The following is a 15,749-nucleotide window of genomic DNA, read 5'->3' on the forward strand; positions in this document are numbered from 1 at the left end:
TCAGTCGTTGGCGATGGCAGCGGCAACCGCGGGGCGCGGCGTGGCGAGCACCGGGTCGCGCAGCAGGTCGGTGACCTGGCCATCGACGATGTGCACGTTGCGCTTGGCGCGGGCGGCCAGTTCCGGATCGTGGGTCACCATCACGATCGTGGTGCCCTTGGCGTTGATTTCTTCCAGCAGCTCCATCACGCCGCGGGCCATCTGGCTGTCCAGGTTGCCGGTCGGTTCATCGGCCAGCAGCAGGCGCGGGCTGCCGGCCAGCGCACGCGCGATCGCGGCGCGCTGCTGCTGGCCGCCCGAGAGTTCGGCCGGGTAGTGCTTCATGCGCGAGCCCAGGCCGACCTGGGCCAGCGCGTGCTCGATGCGCTCCTTGCGCTCGGCCGCGGGCATGCCGCGGTAGCGCAGCGGCACATCGACGTTGTCGAACAGGTTGAGATCGGAGATCAGGTTGAAGCCCTGGAAGATGAAGCCGATCTTCTGGTTGCGCAGGCGGCTGCGCGCATCATCGCCGAGCTGGCTGACATCCTGGCCGTCGAGCAGGTAGGTGCCGCTGGTGAAGGTCTCCAGCAGGCCGGCGATGTTGAGGAAGGTGGTCTTGCCCGAACCGGACGGACCGGTCACGGCAACGAACTCGCCTTCGCGGACGTGCAGGTCCAGCGACCGCAGGGCATGGGTTTCCACCTGTTCGGTGCGGAAGACTTTGGCGACCGAGCGCATTTCAAGCATGGCTGTTTCCTTTGAGGGTCGAGAAGATCGAAAGGGACTGAATCAGTTGATGGAGACGCGCTCGGCATCGCCGAACAGATCGCTGCCGGACACCACGACGCGGTCGCCGGGCTGCAGGCCAGAGAGGATTTCCACTTCACCCAGGCTGCTCACGCCGAGCTTGACCGGGCGACGGACGGCATGGCTGCCATCCATGACATAGGCGTAGCCGTTGCCCTGTTCGACAAACGGGCCACGTTCGATCTTGAGTGCGTTGCGGCGGGTATCGAGCAGCACGCGCGCCTGCATCCGCTGGCTCTGACGCAGGCCCTGCGGCTGCTTGTCGGCGAAGCGGATGCGGGCATTGACCTCGCCGGCGACTACTTCCGGGGAGACGGCGGAAATCTCGCCGGCGAACTGGCCGCTGCCACCGGTCAGCTGCGCAGGCATGCCGATCGTCAGCTCGCGGGCGAAGCTCTCCGGCACCTTGATCTCGATCTCGAAGCGCGACAGATCGACCACGCCCAGGATCGGCGCATTGGCGACCACGTTGGTGTGCTGGGTCGCCTGCACCTGGCCGACCTGGCCATCGAAGGGCGCACGCAGCGTGAGCGCGTCCACCTGGCGCTCCACTTCGGTCACCACCGCGCGCTGGCGATCGGCCAGCAGGCGCTTGTTGCGGGCATCCAGATCGGCGCCCTGGGCCTTGAGCATGGCGTCCTTGCGGGCGTGCTCGAGCTGGATGTCGCTCTTCTTGACGGTGTCCTCGGCCTTGGCCACGTCCACCTGCGGCACCGCGCCGCCATCGAAGCCGCGCTTGTATCGCTCCAGGTCACGCACCGCGGCCTGGCGTTCGATCACGGCCTGGTCAGTGTCCTTCTGCGCGGTGGCGCGCGCCAGGGTCGCATCCAGAGTCGCGCGGCTTGCCTCGGCCTGCAGGCCGGCCAGCGTGGCCTGTTCCTGGGCCAGCTTGCTGCGCAGCTCGGGGCTGTCGATCACGGCCAGTTCCTGGCCCTGCTTGACCACATCACCGGCCACGACCTTCAGGTTCACGTTGCCGGCGGAGATCGCATACAGCACCGGGTTGTTGGCGGCGATCACGCGGCCGTCGGCGGCGATGTCGCGCACCATGTCGCCTCGGGTGACCTCGGCGATGCGGACACGGGCGCTGTCGTAGGAGCGGCTGGCCCCCAGCCAGGCACGGGCGGCGAAGCCGATCGCCACCAGCACGACCAGCGCGGCGACCGCCGGCCACAGCCAGCGCTTCCACGGGGCGGGCGCGGCGTGCGAAGAAAGGGTCTGGTCCTGGGCGGAAGTGTCGCGGATCATCGGGCTCGTTCGCGGTTGGGTTGTGGAGTACCAAGCAGACTCCGTGCCAACTTTTAGCCCTTTGGAAACAACAGCTTGCAAAATTGGGCCGGTGTCCATGTGTCCGCGGACACCTGACCGGACACTTTCGTTAAGCCGACAGCGCCCAAGCCGCCGGGGCCGCCACGCTAGAATGCGAGGCTTACCAGCAGGGATCTGAATCTATGTGCGGCATTGTGGGAGCGATCGCCCATCGCGACGTGGTACCGGTACTCATCGAAGGATTGAAGCGACTGGAATACCGGGGCTACGATTCCTCCGGCATCGCCGTGATCGATACCACCGCCGCCGAACCCGATGTCCGACGCGTGCGCCGTACCGGCCGGGTGGCGGAGATGGAGAAGGCTGCCGCGAGCGAAGGCTTCCAGTCGCTGCTCGGCATCGGCCACACCCGCTGGGCGACCCACGGGGGCGTGACCGAGGCCAATGCACACCCGCACATCAGTCACGGTGTGGCGCTGGTGCACAACGGCATCATCGAGAACCATGAAGAGCAGCGCGAGAAGCTGCGCGCGCTGGGCTACACCTTCGAGTCGCAGACCGACACCGAAGTGATCGCGCACCTGATGCACCATCACCTCAAGGAAGGCGACAGCCTGCTGTCGGCGCTGCAGCGCACGGTCAAGGAACTGACCGGCGCCTATGCGCTGGCGGTGATGAGCCGTGCCGAGCCGGACCATTTCGTCTGCGCCCGCATGGGGTGTCCGCTACTGGTGGGCGTGGGCGAAGGCGAGAACTTCGTGGCCTCCGATGTCTCGGCGATCATCCAGGCCACCCGCAAGGTGATCTTCCTGGAAGAAGGCGACACGGCCGACATCCGCCGCGACAGCGTGCAGGTCTACGACGAGCACAACCAGCCGATCGTGCGCGATGTGCATCTGTCCGATGTGTCGCTGGCCTCGCTGGAACTGGGCCCGTACCGCCACTTCATGCAGAAGGAAATCCACGAGCAGCCGCGTGCGCTGGGTGACACCATCGAAGCGGCGATCGATGCCGGTGGCTTCCCGGCCACGCTGTTCGGCAAGAACGCCGAGGCCGTGCTGTCGGGCATCGAAGGCGTGCAGATCCTCGCCTGCGGTACCAGCTACTACGCCGGCCTGACCGCGCGTTACTGGATTGAATCCATTGCCGGCCTGCCGTGCAGCGTGGAGATCGCCAGCGAGTACCGTTACCGCGCTGCCTACGCAAACCCGAAGCACCTGATCGTCACCATCTCCCAGTCCGGCGAAACGCTGGATACGATGGAAGCACTCAAGTACGCCAAGTCGCTCGGCCACCTGCACACGCTCTCGATCTGCAACGTGCCCGAGAGCGCGATTCCGCGCGCCAGCGAACTGGTCTGCTACACCCGCGCCGGTGCCGAGATCGGCGTTGCCTCGACCAAGGCGTTCACCACCCAGCTGGCTGCCTTGTTCCAGCTCACCATGGTCCTGGGCAAGCTGCACGGCCGCATCGATGCCGCGCAGGAAGCGGACTACCTGGAACAGCTGCGTTTCCTGCCCGGCAGCGTGCAGCACGCGCTGAACCTGGAGCCGCAGATCGCGGCCTGGGCCGAGCGCTTCGCACGCAAGGCCAACGCCCTGTTCCTGGGCCGGGGCCTGCATTACCCGATCGCACTGGAAGGCGCGCTCAAGCTCAAGGAGATCTCGTACATCCACGCCGAGGCCTATCCGGCCGGCGAGCTGAAGCATGGCCCGCTGGCGCTGGTGGATGAGGACATGCCGGTGGTGGTGATCGCGCCGAACGACAGCCTGCTGGAGAAGGTCAAATCCAACATGCAGGAAGTGCGTGCACGCGGCGGTGAGCTGTTCGTGTTCGCCGACCAGGACAGCAACTTCGTCGCGTCCGAAGGCGTGCATGTGATCCGCACCCCGCGCCACGCCGGTGTGCTCAGCCCGATCGTGCACACCCTGCCGGTGCAGCTGCTGGCATACCACACCGCACTGGCTCGCGGGACAGACGTGGACAAGCCGCGCAACCTGGCCAAGAGCGTGACGGTGGAATAAACGCGCGCGTCGCGTTGTGGATGTGGAGAAGGGGGCCGCGCGGCCCCCTTTTTTGTGGGTGTCAGGTAACCGTGTTCGTCGGTTGCGCCGCGCGGTGGCTCTACCGGCGGCAGGGGGGCGTGGAACTTTAGTCGTGGGCCGCGGCGGCATTCAGCGACGGTTTTACTGGCGGTGCCATTCTCGGGGTCGTCCACTGCTTTCCACGACGAACCGTCCCAGATTTGCAAACTTTTGGCCCAGGGTGCGGTCGTAGAATCGAGTGACCGAGGACTGCATGGCATCGCCACCGACCTCGCTGCAATCAGGCGCATCTCTCGACTTCAGTAACCTGTAACAGGAAACAAGAATGAACGTCCGCGAACTCCTGCAATCCAAGAAAGAAGCCATCGTCACCATCGATGTGGAAGACACCATCGGTGCCGCCGCGCACAAAATGAGCGCGCACAAGATCGCCGCCCTGGTGGTCATGAAGGACGATGCGCCGGTAAGGATCGTGTCCGAGAAGGACATCGTGCGCAGCCTTGCGGAAGATGGTCCCCAGGCCGGCCGACGCGTCATTTCCAGCCTGCCGTCGGCAGGGCTGGAAGGCATCGGCCCGGATGCGACGCTCAAGCAGGCGATGGCGCTGATGACGTATTCCCGCCATCGTCACCTGATGGTGACCGAGGGCGCCACGCTGGTCGGCATCCTGAGCCTGGGCGACATCGTCAAGAACCTGCTCAGTGAACTCGAGCTGGAAAAAGCGGTGCTGCAGGACATCTACATGGCAGCGCACTGACGCTGCCTGGTCCGTACTGACGGGCATTGCCGGCCGCTGGCTGGCAACCCCGGACGAGGTCAGCGTAGGCGTTTGACCTCGACAAGCTGCTGGAGGTCGCCCTTCAGCAGCTGATAGGCCCCATCGCGCGCTGCATCACCGGTTTGCCGCAACACCCACGACGGATGCACCGTCGCGAAGGCGCGCGTGCCGTCATCCAGTACGTGCCAGCGTCCGTGGTTCGCCATCAGGTTGAAGCCGGCACCGAACACCGCCGTCGCCGCGGTAGCACCGAGGCAGACGATCACCTGCGGTCGCACGTTTTCGATCTCCCCCATCAGCCACGGCCGGCAGGCGTTGACGTGGGTGATCTGCGGTTTGCTGTGGATGCGCCGCTTGCCGCGCCGTTCAAAGCGGAAGTGCTTGACCGCATTGGTCATGTACAGCGCGCTGCGCTCGATCCCCAGCTCGCGCAGCGCACGGTCGAGCAGCTGTCCTGCCGGGCCGACGAACGGGTGCCCGCTGAGGTCCTCGCTGTCGCCGGGTTGCTCACCCACCAGCATGATCGATGCGTCGGCCGGGCCCTCACCGAACACGGTCTGCGTGGCCGGTTCCCACAGGGGGCAGCGGCGACACGCCGACGCGGCGTCGCGCAGGGTATCGAGCGTGGCCGGTGCAGCCTTCGCGACGACCGGCAAGCCCGAGGCGGGTTGGGGGATGCGGCGACGCGGTGCCTGCGCTTCGCGGTCGTGCATCTCCTGCACGCGATCGCCGGCGTCCCGCACCAGCTGCGGCAGCAACGCGGCCTCCGGCAGGTGCTTCCAGTATTTGGCCGGCATCTCCTGCTGCATCATCCGGGTATTCAGCCGTGCCGGATTGAAGATGTTGGCGTAATAGGTGCGCCACAGTTCTTCGCGGGCATCATCGACAGGCGCATCGCTTTGGCGGCCGCCGGGACCGAACGACAGCGCCTGTCCATCCCAGTGTGCGCTGCGCCCCGGCGTGAGGATCGCCCAGCGCATCCCGGCGAAGCGGCGTGCGAAGAAGGGTGCCACGCGGTCGACGATATGGTGCTCGGGCTCGAACCAGGCGATGAACGCATCGTCTTCGCCCGGCACCTCGCGGAAGCGTACGAACGCCTTCATCTTGTGCGTGTCGCGGCGCACCGCCTGGCTCAGTGTCATGGCCCGCAGCACGTCCGCATCGGCCGGGTTGGAGAGCAGGCTGCGCTCGCCGTGGGTGATGCGCCAGAGCATGCGGTACAGCAGTGGCATCCGCTGTGGATCGCGATGGCACAGGCAGGTGGCGGCCAGCTCGATGAAGGCCTTGGACACGTGGATCGGTGCCTCGGCCGAGACCACGGAATCATCATCGAGCGCCGGCAATGACGGCGCATCCAGCAGCGAAATGTCCTCGCCCTGCAGCCAGTCCAGCTGATCCGGCGCAACGGCGTGGCGCAAGGCCAACCGCGCAGCCGTGCGCCACGCCTCCAGCGACCACACCGGGTCGACCCGCACGCTCCAGCGCGCCATCTCAGTGCGCGGCCGTGTCGGGGAACAGCGAGCCTTGCTGTGGCGGAGGGGCCAGCCGGGCACGCAACGCCGCCGGGTCGTCGAGTGCGCGGTGCGGGTGATGGTCGGCCAACTGCACGAACGGCAGCAGCTTGCTCATCGGTGCGCGCAGGCGCGCCACATCGGCCACGCGCAGCCGACCATGACGGCGTGCCATCAGCACCCGCTTGACGTTGCGCACGCCCAGCCCGGGTACGCGCAGCAGCAGCTCCTTGGGGGCGAGGTTGAGATCCACCGGGAAACGTTCGGGATGGCGGATCGCCCAGGCCATCTTCGGGTCGATATCCAGATCGAGCATCCCGCCCTGGGTGGTGCTGGTGATCTCGTCCACGCCGTAACCATAGAAGCGCAGCAGCCAGTCTGCCTGGTAGAGACGGTGCTCGCGGGCCAGCGGCGGCGCCTGGAGGGGCAGGGCCTTGCTGGCATCGGGGATGGGACTGAACGCGGAGTAGTAGACCCGGCGCATCCGGTAGTTGCCATACAGATTGTCGGCCGCGCCGAGGATCTGCTGGTCGCTGGCACCGTCCGCACCGACGATCATCTGCGTGCTCTGGCCGGCCGGCGCGAAACGCGGCGCGCGCGCGCGGCGGCCGCGTGCCGAAGGCGCGGGCACGGGAGCCGATGCTGCGCCGGCCACTGGCTGGGCCTTGCCTGCTTCCTTGGCTTCTTCGATGCGCCAGCGCAGCTCACCCATCGCCCCGCGGATCGAGGGCAGTGATTTCTCCGGCGCGAAGCTGGCCAGCCCGGCCTCGGTCGGCAGCTCGATGTTGATCGAGAGCCGGTCCGCATGTCGCCCGGCGAGCGCGAGCAGTTCGGGCGAGGCTTCCGGAATCGTCTTGAGGTGGATGTAGCCGCTGAAGCGACGTTCCTCGCGCAGTACGCGCGCGACCTCCACCATCTGCTCCATGGTGTAGTCGGCGTTGCGGATGATGCCGCTGGAGAGAAACAGCCCTTCGATGTAGTTGCGCTTGTAGAAATCCATCGTCAGCGCGACCACTTCCTCCACGCTGAAACGCGCACGCTGCACATTGCTCGAGACACGGTTGACGCAGTACGCGCAGTCGTAGATGCAGAAGTTGGTCAGCAGGATCTTCAGCAGCGACACGCACCGGCCGTCGGGCGTATAGCTGTGGCAGATCCCCATTCCCTCGGTGCTGCCGATGCCGCCCGAGGCACGCGAGTCGCGCTTGCCTGCACCGCTGGAGGCGCAGGACGCATCGTATTTCGCGGCATCGGCAAGGATGGCCAGTTTGCGGATCGTCTCCATGGAAAGACCGTAGCGGGGCACGATCTCATCCAGTGAGACGCTTCAATGCATCCCTGAAGAATTCAGCTTCCGGCTCAGCCTTGGAAGCTAACCTTCACCGAATCCGCGCTGTAGTCGGCCGGCCCATGGAACACCACTTCGATGTTGTTGCCATCCGGATCCAGGACGAAGGCGGCGTAATACCCCGGATGGTAGGGGCGCTCGCCGGGCGCGCCGTGGTCCTTGCCGCCGTTGGCCAGCGCCGCGTGGTGGAAGGCCTCCACGGTGGCGCGGTCGCGGGCCTGGAAGGCAAGATGATGGCGGCCGGTCAGCTGGCCGAGGGCCGCCTCGCTGTCCGGTGTGGAAATGAACAGCTCATCGGCCCAGAAATACGTGTCGCCCTCGCCGGCGATCGGGATGCCGATCGCGTCGAACACGGCCTGGTAGAAGCGGCGGCTGGACGCCAGGTCCCTGACCACCAGTTGCAGGTGATCGATGAGGCGGCCGCGGTGAAGTTCCATCGTTTCCATACCTGCTCCACAGAGGGTGGGATGGGACGCAGATATACCACCGGACACAGCGTTGCGCAGGGCGGTGCCGGCGGCGGCCCTTCCGCCGGCCCGCGCAGTGACCTACGCTGCGTGCTGGCGCCATGAACGCGCAGGCGGAGGAGGCACGATGCTGTGGATGGTGATGATGGCCCAGGCGGTCGCCGGCGACGCGGGCTACCCACAGGTGCATGCCTGGGCGCAACGTGATGAGGCCAGCCTCGAACCGGCGGCGTACACGGCGATGGTGGACAGCATGAGCGCGGTTGGGGGTGCCGCCTTCACGCGCTGCATGCCGACTCCCGCGCCGCAGACGCTGGCCGCGTTCACCGTGGTGTTGCAGCTGGATGCGCAGGGCAGGGTGGTGCGCACGTGGCGCGAGGGCGAGGAGGCGGTCGCACGCTGCGTGGACGCAGGCTTCGCCGGGAAAACCCTGTTCGTGCCACCGAAGGCGCCGTTCTATGCGGCGTTCGAGTTCCAGGTCGAGCCGTAGCACCGGCAACGCACCGACCGGTGCCGGTGCGTTGCGCCGCCGCAGGGATCAGGCGATCGGCGTGTTGGAGATGATCTCCACCCAGTAGCCGTCCGGGTCCTTGATGAAGGCCAGGTGCTTCATGCGGCCGTCTTCCAGGCGCTTCTGGTAAGGCACCTGCAGCTCATCGAAGCGCTTGCAGGCGGCCTGGATGTCCGGCACGGACACGCAGATGTGGCCGAAGCCACGCGGGTCGGCATTGCCGTTGTGATAGACCGGGCCGTCCTGGTTTTCGGTGCCATGGTTGTGGGTCAGCTCGAGCACGCCGGGGATGCCGGCCATCCACACGCGGCGGGCATCGTCACCCTCGGGAATCTGCGTGCCGGCCGGCAGCAGGGCGAGGAAGTACAGACTGAATTCGGCCTCGGGGAAGTGGCGCAGGTCGATCAGCCGGAAGCCCAGCACGCGGGTGTAGAAATCCAGCGAGGCCGTGGCGTCCTTGACGCGCAGCATGGTGTGGTTGAACACGAACCCGGCGGTCTCGGCAGGCACGGTGGCGGCGACGCCGGGAGAGTTCTGGAGGGCGGCAAGGCTCATGGGGATTCCTGGGGGGCAGGGCCGCATCAGCGCGGCGGACCCCTCATTTTACCGGTCCCGGCCGGGCCACGTGACAGGTAGAATGGTGTGTCTTCCTGACCAGCGTTCATCCATGTCCCAGCGTGAATGGGTGGCTGCGGCCATCCGCAAGATCGACGCCGATTTCAACCGTTCGGCCGATACCCACCTGATTCCGATGGACCTGCCCGGGTTCGAGGGCATCGACCTGTATTTCAAGGACGAGTCCAGCCACCCGACCGGCAGCCTCAAACATCGCCTGGCACGCTCGCTGTTCCTGTATGCACTGGCCAATGGCTGGCTGCGTGAGGGGCGCCCGGTGATCGAGGCCTCCAGCGGCTCCACGGCTGTGTCCGAGGCGTATTTCGCGCGGCTGCTGGGCCTGCCGTTCATTGCGGTGATGCCGGCCACCACCTCCCCGGAAAAAATCGCGGCGATCGAGTTCCACGGGGGCCGCTGCCATCTGGTGGAGCGCGCCTGCGACCTGAACGCCGATTCGGAAACGCTGGCCCGCGAAACCGGCGGCCATTTCATGGACCAGTTCACGTACGCCGAGCGCGCGACCGACTGGCGTGCCAACAACAACATCGCCGAATCAATCTTCAAGCAGATGGCCGAGGAGCCGCATCCGGTACCCGAGTGGATCGTGTGCAGCCCGGGCACCGGCGGCACGGCGGCCACGCTGGGCCGCTACGTGAGCTACCGCCGCCATGACACGCGCATCCTGTGCGCGGACCCGGAAATCTCCGTGTTCTATGATGGCTACTGCGCTGCGCTGGCAGGGCAGCCCTGGCGTGAGCTGACCTGCAGCGGCGGTTCGCGGGTGGAAGGCATCGGCCGGCCGCGGGTGGAATCGAGCTTCATTCCGACCAGCGTCGATGCGATGGTCAAAGTGCCCGATGCGCTGAGCCTGGCCGCGATGCGCCACGTCAGCCGCCAACTGGGGCGCCGCGTGGGCGGCTCCACCGGCACCAACTTCATCGGCGTGCTGCAGGCCGCGCAGCTGATGCGCGATGCGGGCCGCAGCGGCTCGATCGTGACCATCCTGTGTGACAGCGGTGACCGCTACGCACACAGCTACTACAACCCGGAGTGGTACCCGAAACAGGCCATCGACGTGGACGGCGCCGATGCGGTGCTTGCGGCCGCGGTGGCGGGCAAGGGGCTGCCGGTGCTGCCGTGCGTCTCGCTGGAAGCACTGTACTGAGCGGGGCGCCCGGGCGGGCGTGAACCGGGCCCATCGGCGTACCCCGGGGGCTTGTGTGGGGTGGGGGCCAATGCCATATCGTGGGGTGATGCCGCTGCAGCGGCCCCGTTGTCTGGAGATGCCTGTGACCCCCACCAATCCTCTGCTCGATTTTTCCGGCCTGCCGCGTTTCGATGCGATCCAGCCCGAGCACATCGCCCCGGCGATCGATGCCCTGCTGGCCGACGCCGAAGCCGCGGTGAAAACCGCCGAAACGGTCTCCCCGGTGACCTGGGCGAGCTTCGTCGAGCCGCTGGACGACGCCACCGAGCGCCTGTGGCGCGCGTGGGGCCAGGTGGGCCACCTGCAGGCCGTGGTGAACACCCCTGCGCTGCGCGAGGCCTACAACGCCAACCTGCCCAAGGTGACGCGCTTCGGCAGCGCGCTGGGCCAGAACCTGGCGCTCTACCAGCAGTACCGTGCCCTGGCCGACGCGCCCGAAGCGGCGCAGTACGACGCGGCACGCCGCAAAGTGCTGGAGAACGCGCTGCGCGATTTCCGCCTGGGCGGTGCTGAACTCGATGACGCCGGCAAGGCGCGGTACAGCGCGATCCGCGAGGAGCTGTCCGCGCTGTCGGCGACGTTCTCGCAGAACGTGCTCGATGCGACCGATGCCTGGTCGCTGCACGTGCAGGACCCCGCCGAGCTCGCCGGCCTGCCGGACGATGTGATCGCCGCGGCCCGCGCTGCCGCGGAGAAGGAGGGCCTGGCCGGCTGGAAGCTGACCCTGCAGATGCCGTGCTACATCCCGGTGCAGACCTACGCCGAACATCGCCCGCTGCGCGAAGCGCTGTACCGCGCCAATGCGATCCGCGCGTCTGAATTCGGCGATGCCACGCTGGACAACAGCGGCAACATCGATCGCGTACTGGCGCTGCGCGCGGAGCTGGCCACGCTGCTGGGCTTTGCCAACTACGCCGAGTACTCGATCGCCACCAAGATGGCCGAGGATGCGCCGCAGGTACTGGGCTTCCTGCGTGATCTTGCCGCGCGTGCCAAGCCGTACGCGCAGCGCGACCGTGCCGAGCTGGAGGCCTTCGCGCGCGACGAGCTGGGCATGGCCGCGCTGGAGGCGTGGGACCTGGCGTTTGCCGCGGAGAAACTGAAACAGGCGCGTTACAGCTATTCCGAGCAGGACGTGAAGCAGTACTTCACGGAGCCGAAGGTGCTGGACGGCCTGTTCAGTGTGATCCGCAGCCTGTATGGCCTGGCGGTGCAGCCGGACAGCGCGCCGGTGTGGCATCCGGATGTGCGCTTCTTCCGCGTGGTCGATGCGCAGGGCGCGCTGGTCGGCCAGTTTTATCTGGATCTGTACGCGCGCGAAGGCAAGCGCGGTGGCGCGTGGATGGACGATTGCCGCAACCGCCGCGAGACCGCCGCCGGCGTGCAGACGCCGCTGGTGTACCTGGTCTGCAACTTCGGCAAGGGTGCACAAGGGCAGCCGGCCACCTTCAGCCACAGCGATGTGACCACGCTGTTCCATGAGATGGGGCACGGCCTGCATCAGTTGTTGACCCGCATCGGTGAGCTGGGCGTGGCCGGCATCAACGGCGTGGAGTGGGACGCGGTGGAACTGCCGAGCCAGTTCATGGAGAACTTCTGCTGGGAATGGGACCGCGTGCAGGCGATGACCGCACACGTAGCCACCGGTGAGCCGCTGCCGCGTGCGCTGTTCGACCGCATGCTGTCCGCACGCAATTTCCAGAGCGGCATGTTCACCGTGCGCCAGCTGGAATTCGCGCTGTTCGATATGCAGTTGCACAGCGAGTTCGATCCGACCCAGGACAGCGTGCAGGCGCTGTTGGAACGCGTCCGCGATGAAGTGGCCGTCAACCGGCCGCCGGCGTGGAATCGCTTCCCCAACCAGTTCAGCCACATTTTTGCCGGTGGCTATGCGGCCGGCTACTACAGCTACAAATGGGCCGAGGTGCTCAGCGCCGATGCCTACGCCGCGTTCGAGGAGGCCCCGGACAAAGTGACCGAGACCGGCCAGCGCTTCCGCGATGAAGTGCTCTCACGGGGCGGCAGCCGCAGTGCGGCCGAGAACTTCGCCGCCTTCCGTGGCCGCGCGCCGACAGTGGACGCGCTGCTGCGGCATAACGGGATGGTGTGACCCCGGCACTACCCGGCAGCGGGATCGTGTGTGCTACCGCGGCACGTTGATCACTCCGCGTAGATCATCTTCCGGCTCATGCCGCCGTCGACGATGTGGTCCTGGCCGGTGATGAAGCCGGCCAGGTCCGAGAGCAGGAAGACCGCCAACGCGCCGATGTCCGGCGGCTGGCCAACGCGGCCGACCGGGTGCTGCGCATGATCGCGACGGGACAGTTTGGGCGTGCGTCGCCGTGAGGGCGCCTGCCAGGCATCGGTGGTGATCCAGCCGGGGCTGATGCTGTTGACCCGCACGGCCGACCCTTCGCTCAACGCCAATGCATGGGTGAAGGCGACCAGCCCGCCCTTGGCCGCGGCGTAGGCTTCACTGTCCGGTTCGGACTGCCAGGCACGCGTGGAGGCGATGTTGATGATCGCCCCGGCATGCTCGCGCAGGGCGGGCAGGGCATGCTTGCTGCACAGGAAGGCGCCATGCAGGCTGGAGAGGCGGCGTTGCCACTCGGCCAGCGGCATCTGGGCCAGGGGCGTGCCATGCGCACTGGCGATGCCGGCATTGTTGACCAGGCCATCCATGCGCCCGAAGCGCTTCAGCGTCGCCTTCATCAGCGCCTGCACGCTGCGTTCGCTGGCCACGTCCGCGCGTTGGAACGCCGCGCGCTCCGGCAATGCCCATTCCTTCAGGCAGGCCTTGCCGGCATCGGCATCCAGGTCGGCGATCATCACGCTGCCGCCCGCGCCGAGCACCGATTGCGCGATGCCGCGCCCCACGCCCTGCGCACCCCCGGTGATCACCACCACGCGGTCGCGCAGCGGCTGTGCCGGCCAGTCGAGGAGGGTCGGGGTCAGTGACACGGCGGCATCTCGTTGCGGCCCAGCAGGCGCGTCCAGCCTTCGATGCCGAGTTTGTCCAGCGTCTCGATGTTGCGCTCCACGATCACGTGCGGATCCGGGAAGGCCGCGACCGCGCGCTCGACGCTGTCTTCGCGCAGCAGGTGCAGAGTCGGGTAGGGCGCGCGGTTGGTGTAATTGCTCACGTCATCCGGGGCCACGCCGGCGAACTGGTACTGCGGATGGAAGCTGGCCACCTGCAGGATGCCCTGCAGATCCAGTGCCTCGATCGCTGCATCGGCGTTGTCGAGGAAGTCGTTGTACTCCAGGAAATCGGTCAGCACGTCCGGGTGCACGATCAGGGTGGTGTCGATCTGCTCGGCGGGCGTGTCGCGCAGCAGGATCAGCTCTTCGGCCAGTTCCTCGACCAGCGCCTCCGGCGTGGTCGCATCACTGAGCACGAACCGCACCTGGTCCTTGACGTACACCGCCTTGGCGAACGGGCACAGGTTCAGGCCGATCACGATCTGCTCCAGCCATTTCCGGGTCTCGGCAATGGGGTCGCGGGTGGCGGTGAGGAAGGCATCGTTCATGGCGGGCGGGGTCGCTGGCGGGGCCGTTGATTGTACGGCGCGGCGGTGAAGTGGACGCCCGATCGGCTCCACTGTCCATTAACTGGACACCGGTCATGCTGGAAATTCCTTATCCGGCAATCACTTGCAGTGATCCTTCCAGCGGCCAATAGGCAGTGGCCGGCTGCGGGTATCCAATGGCCGCGTACACGACGCAAGGAGTTCTCAGTGATGGCAACACATGCATTCCTGCCGACGGCCACGTGGTCCGGCAAGCTGTTCGATGGCCAGTGGGCCGCGGGTGCCGGCACCCAGCACGTGGTCGAGCCGGCGACCGGCGAGCGCCTGGGCGAGATCGCGATGGCCGACCCGGCACAGATCGCGCGCGCCGCCGCCACCGCCGCCAAGGCGCAGCGCGACTGGGCCAGCGCCCCGTATGACACCCGCGCGCAGGTGCTGCGCCGCGCGGCGCAGTTGGCCGAAGAACACAACGACGAGATCGTGCAGTGGCTGGTCCGCGAAAGCGGCTCCACCCAGCTCAAGGCCGGTTTCGAGGCCAAGGTGAACACCAAGGCGCTGCATGAGGCCGCGGCACTGCCCTCGCGCAGCATCGGCGAGGTGCTGCCGTCCGAACCGGGCCGTTTGAATCTGGCGCGCCGCCGCCCACTCGGCGTGGTCGGCGTGATCTCGCCGTTCAACTTCCCGCTGTACCTGGCCATGCGTGCCGTGGCCCCGGCCTTGGCGCTGGGCAACGCGGTGGTGCTCAAGCCCGATCCGCGCACCGCCGTGTGCGGTGGCTTCGTGATCGCGCGCCTGTTCGAACTGGCCGGGCTGCCGGCAGGCCTGCTGCACGTGCTGCCGGGCGATGGCGCCGCCGGTGCGGCGCTGACCAGTGACCCGAACATCGCGATGATCCAGTTCACCGGCTCCACCGGCGCGGGGCGCAAGGTCGGCGAAGCGGCCGGCAAGCACCTGAAGAAGGTATCGCTGGAACTGGGCGGCAAGAACTCGCTGATCGTGCTCGACGATGCCGACATGGACCTGGCCATCGCCAACACCGCGTGGGGCGTCTACCTGCACCAGGGCCAGATCTGCATGGCCACCGGCCGCGTGCTGGTCCAGCGCAGCATCCATGCGCGGTTCCTGGAAAAGCTGGTGGCCAAGGCCAAGTCGCTCAAGGTCGGCAATCCGGCCGATGGGGAGGTGGCGATCGGGCCGCTGATCAACGCCCAGCAGCGTGACCATGCCGCGCGCATCGTTGCCGAAGCGCAGGCGGCTGGTGCCACGCTCGCGACCGGCGGTGGGTACAAGGACCTGTTCTTCGAACCGACCGTGCTCAGCGATGTGGGCCGCGACAACCCGGCCTTCCACGAAGAGATCTTCGCACCGGTCGCGGTGGTCGTGCCCTTCGATACCGATGATGAGGCGGTGGAGCTGGCCAACGACAGCGAGTACGGCCTGTCGATGGCGATCGTGTCGAGCAATGTCGGCCGCGCACTGAAGCTGGGCGAACGGTTGCGCACCGGCCTGCTGCACATCAACGACCAGACCGTGAACGATGAGGTGATCAATCCGTTCGGTGGCGTCGGCGCCTCCGGCAATGGCACCAGCATCGGTGGCCCGTCCAACATCGACGAGTTCACCCAGTGGCAGTGGATGACCGTCAAGGGCGAAGCGCCCGCCTACCCGATCTGATCCAGGAG

At 67.0% G+C, this 15,749-nt stretch carries 14 protein-coding genes; 6 read left to right on the top strand and 8 right to left on the bottom strand.

Annotated features, from left to right (window positions below):
- On the bottom strand, positions 1-726 hold the full coding sequence (locus NJD74_RS17780; protein ID WP_019183645.1) for an ABC transporter ATP-binding protein: 726 nt from the start codon (positions 724-726) through the stop codon (positions 1-3).
- Positions 727-768: 42 nt separating this feature from the next.
- Positions 769-2,034, bottom strand: coding sequence for an efflux RND transporter periplasmic adaptor subunit (locus NJD74_RS17785; RefSeq protein ID WP_019183646.1), 1,266 nt, complete (start codon positions 2,032-2,034; stop codon positions 769-771).
- Between the two features lie 203 nt (positions 2,035-2,237).
- On the opposite strand from NJD74_RS17785, the gene glmS reads away from it, so the two are divergent.
- Both glmS and NJD74_RS17795 read left to right on the top strand, forming a co-directional pair.
- Positions 2,238-4,079 (top strand): glutamine--fructose-6-phosphate transaminase (isomerizing), encoded by a 1,842-nt coding sequence (gene glmS / locus NJD74_RS17790; protein ID WP_019183647.1) that lies wholly within the window; start codon positions 2,238-2,240, stop codon positions 4,077-4,079.
- Positions 4,080-4,425: 346 nt separating this feature from the next.
- Positions 4,426-4,857 carry a CBS domain-containing protein gene (locus NJD74_RS17795; RefSeq protein WP_070425985.1) on the top strand — a complete coding sequence of 144 codons (432 nt, stop codon included), beginning with the start codon at positions 4,426-4,428 and terminating at the stop codon, positions 4,855-4,857.
- A 59-nt stretch (positions 4,858-4,916) separates the two neighbouring features.
- Here the strand turns inward: NJD74_RS17795 and NJD74_RS17800 are convergent, their stop codons facing one another.
- From NJD74_RS17800 to NJD74_RS17810, 3 genes are all read right to left on the bottom strand, one after another.
- Complete coding sequence (locus tag NJD74_RS17800) at positions 4,917-6,368, bottom strand: UdgX family uracil-DNA binding protein (protein WP_102789373.1); 1,452 nt, start codon at positions 6,366-6,368, stop codon at positions 4,917-4,919.
- Between the two features lies 1 nt (position 6,369).
- The gene (locus tag NJD74_RS17805; protein WP_070425983.1) at positions 6,370-7,674 is read right to left on the bottom strand and encodes a putative DNA modification/repair radical SAM protein; all 1,305 of its coding nucleotides are present in this window, start codon (positions 7,672-7,674) and stop codon (positions 6,370-6,372) included.
- 74 nt (positions 7,675-7,748) lie between these two features.
- A complete protein-coding gene (locus tag NJD74_RS17810; protein WP_319624702.1) occupies positions 7,749-8,183 on the bottom strand; it encodes a VOC family protein in 435 nt (144 codons plus the stop codon).
- Positions 8,184-8,331: 148 nt separating this feature from the next.
- Between NJD74_RS17810 and NJD74_RS17815 the strand changes: the two genes are divergently transcribed.
- Positions 8,332-8,694 (top strand): hypothetical protein, encoded by a 363-nt coding sequence (locus tag NJD74_RS17815; RefSeq protein ID WP_319624703.1) that lies wholly within the window; start codon positions 8,332-8,334, stop codon positions 8,692-8,694.
- A gap of 48 nt (positions 8,695-8,742) precedes the next feature.
- On the opposite strand, the gene gloA is transcribed toward NJD74_RS17815, so the two are convergent.
- Positions 8,743-9,270, bottom strand: a complete 528-nt coding sequence (gene gloA, locus NJD74_RS17820; RefSeq protein WP_261998109.1) for a lactoylglutathione lyase — start codon at positions 9,268-9,270, stop codon at positions 8,743-8,745.
- Positions 9,271-9,382: 112 nt separating this feature from the next.
- Between gloA and NJD74_RS17825 the strand changes: the two genes are divergently transcribed.
- Both NJD74_RS17825 and NJD74_RS17830 read left to right on the top strand, forming a co-directional pair.
- Positions 9,383-10,495 carry a PLP-dependent cysteine synthase family protein gene (locus NJD74_RS17825; protein ID WP_019183654.1) on the top strand — a complete coding sequence of 371 codons (1,113 nt, stop codon included), beginning with the start codon at positions 9,383-9,385 and terminating at the stop codon, positions 10,493-10,495.
- A 118-nt stretch (positions 10,496-10,613) separates the two neighbouring features.
- Positions 10,614-12,647 (top strand): M3 family metallopeptidase, encoded by a 2,034-nt coding sequence (locus tag NJD74_RS17830; protein ID WP_319624704.1) that lies wholly within the window; start codon positions 10,614-10,616, stop codon positions 12,645-12,647.
- A gap of 50 nt (positions 12,648-12,697) precedes the next feature.
- On the opposite strand, the gene NJD74_RS17835 is transcribed toward NJD74_RS17830, so the two are convergent.
- A complete protein-coding gene (locus NJD74_RS17835) occupies positions 12,698-13,498 on the bottom strand; it encodes an SDR family oxidoreductase (RefSeq protein ID WP_102789378.1) in 801 nt (266 codons plus the stop codon).
- On the bottom strand, positions 13,489-14,067 hold the full coding sequence (locus NJD74_RS17840) for a DUF1415 domain-containing protein (RefSeq protein WP_319624705.1): 579 nt from the start codon (positions 14,065-14,067) through the stop codon (positions 13,489-13,491). The genes NJD74_RS17835 and NJD74_RS17840 overlap by 10 nt, the downstream gene beginning before the upstream one ends.
- 210 nt (positions 14,068-14,277) lie before the next feature.
- On the opposite strand from NJD74_RS17840, the gene NJD74_RS17845 reads away from it, so the two are divergent.
- Positions 14,278-15,741 carry a benzaldehyde dehydrogenase gene (locus tag NJD74_RS17845; protein WP_174704362.1) on the top strand — a complete coding sequence of 488 codons (1,464 nt, stop codon included), beginning with the start codon at positions 14,278-14,280 and terminating at the stop codon, positions 15,739-15,741.
- Positions 15,742-15,749 lie beyond the last annotated feature (8 nt).

The sequence above is a fragment of the Stenotrophomonas sp. RG-453 genome, from assembly GCF_033843685.1.
GTDB lineage: Bacteria > Pseudomonadota > Gammaproteobacteria > Xanthomonadales > Xanthomonadaceae > Stenotrophomonas > Stenotrophomonas bentonitica_A.

What these genes read in the sequence shown, in the direction of transcription:
- NJD74_RS17800 (WP_102789373.1), bottom strand. Translation starts at nt 6,368, where the DNA reads ATGGCGCGCTGGAGCGTGCGGGTCGACCCGGTGTGGTCGCTGGAGGCG.
- gloA (WP_261998109.1), bottom strand. Translation starts at nt 9,270, where the DNA reads ATGAGCCTTGCCGCCCTCCAGAACTCTCCCGGCGTCGCCGCCACCGTG.
- NJD74_RS17810 (WP_319624702.1), bottom strand. Translation starts at nt 8,183, where the DNA reads ATGGAAACGATGGAACTTCACCGCGGCCGCCTCATCGATCACCTGCAA.
- NJD74_RS17825 (WP_019183654.1), top strand. Translation starts at nt 9,383, where the DNA reads ATGTCCCAGCGTGAATGGGTGGCTGCGGCCATCCGCAAGATCGACGCC.
- NJD74_RS17830 (WP_319624704.1), top strand. Translation starts at nt 10,614, where the DNA reads ATGCCTGTGACCCCCACCAATCCTCTGCTCGATTTTTCCGGCCTGCCG.
- NJD74_RS17780 (WP_019183645.1), bottom strand. Translation starts at nt 726, where the DNA reads ATGCTTGAAATGCGCTCGGTCGCCAAAGTCTTCCGCACCGAACAGGTG.
- NJD74_RS17815 (WP_319624703.1), top strand. Translation starts at nt 8,332, where the DNA reads ATGCTGTGGATGGTGATGATGGCCCAGGCGGTCGCCGGCGACGCGGGC.
- NJD74_RS17785 (WP_019183646.1), bottom strand. Translation starts at nt 2,034, where the DNA reads ATGATCCGCGACACTTCCGCCCAGGACCAGACCCTTTCTTCGCACGCC.
- NJD74_RS17795 (WP_070425985.1), top strand. Translation starts at nt 4,426, where the DNA reads ATGAACGTCCGCGAACTCCTGCAATCCAAGAAAGAAGCCATCGTCACC.
- NJD74_RS17840 (WP_319624705.1), bottom strand. Translation starts at nt 14,067, where the DNA reads ATGAACGATGCCTTCCTCACCGCCACCCGCGACCCCATTGCCGAGACC.
- NJD74_RS17845 (WP_174704362.1), top strand. Translation starts at nt 14,278, where the DNA reads ATGGCAACACATGCATTCCTGCCGACGGCCACGTGGTCCGGCAAGCTG.
- glmS (WP_019183647.1), top strand. Translation starts at nt 2,238, where the DNA reads ATGTGCGGCATTGTGGGAGCGATCGCCCATCGCGACGTGGTACCGGTA.
- NJD74_RS17805 (WP_070425983.1), bottom strand. Translation starts at nt 7,674, where the DNA reads ATGGAGACGATCCGCAAACTGGCCATCCTTGCCGATGCCGCGAAATAC.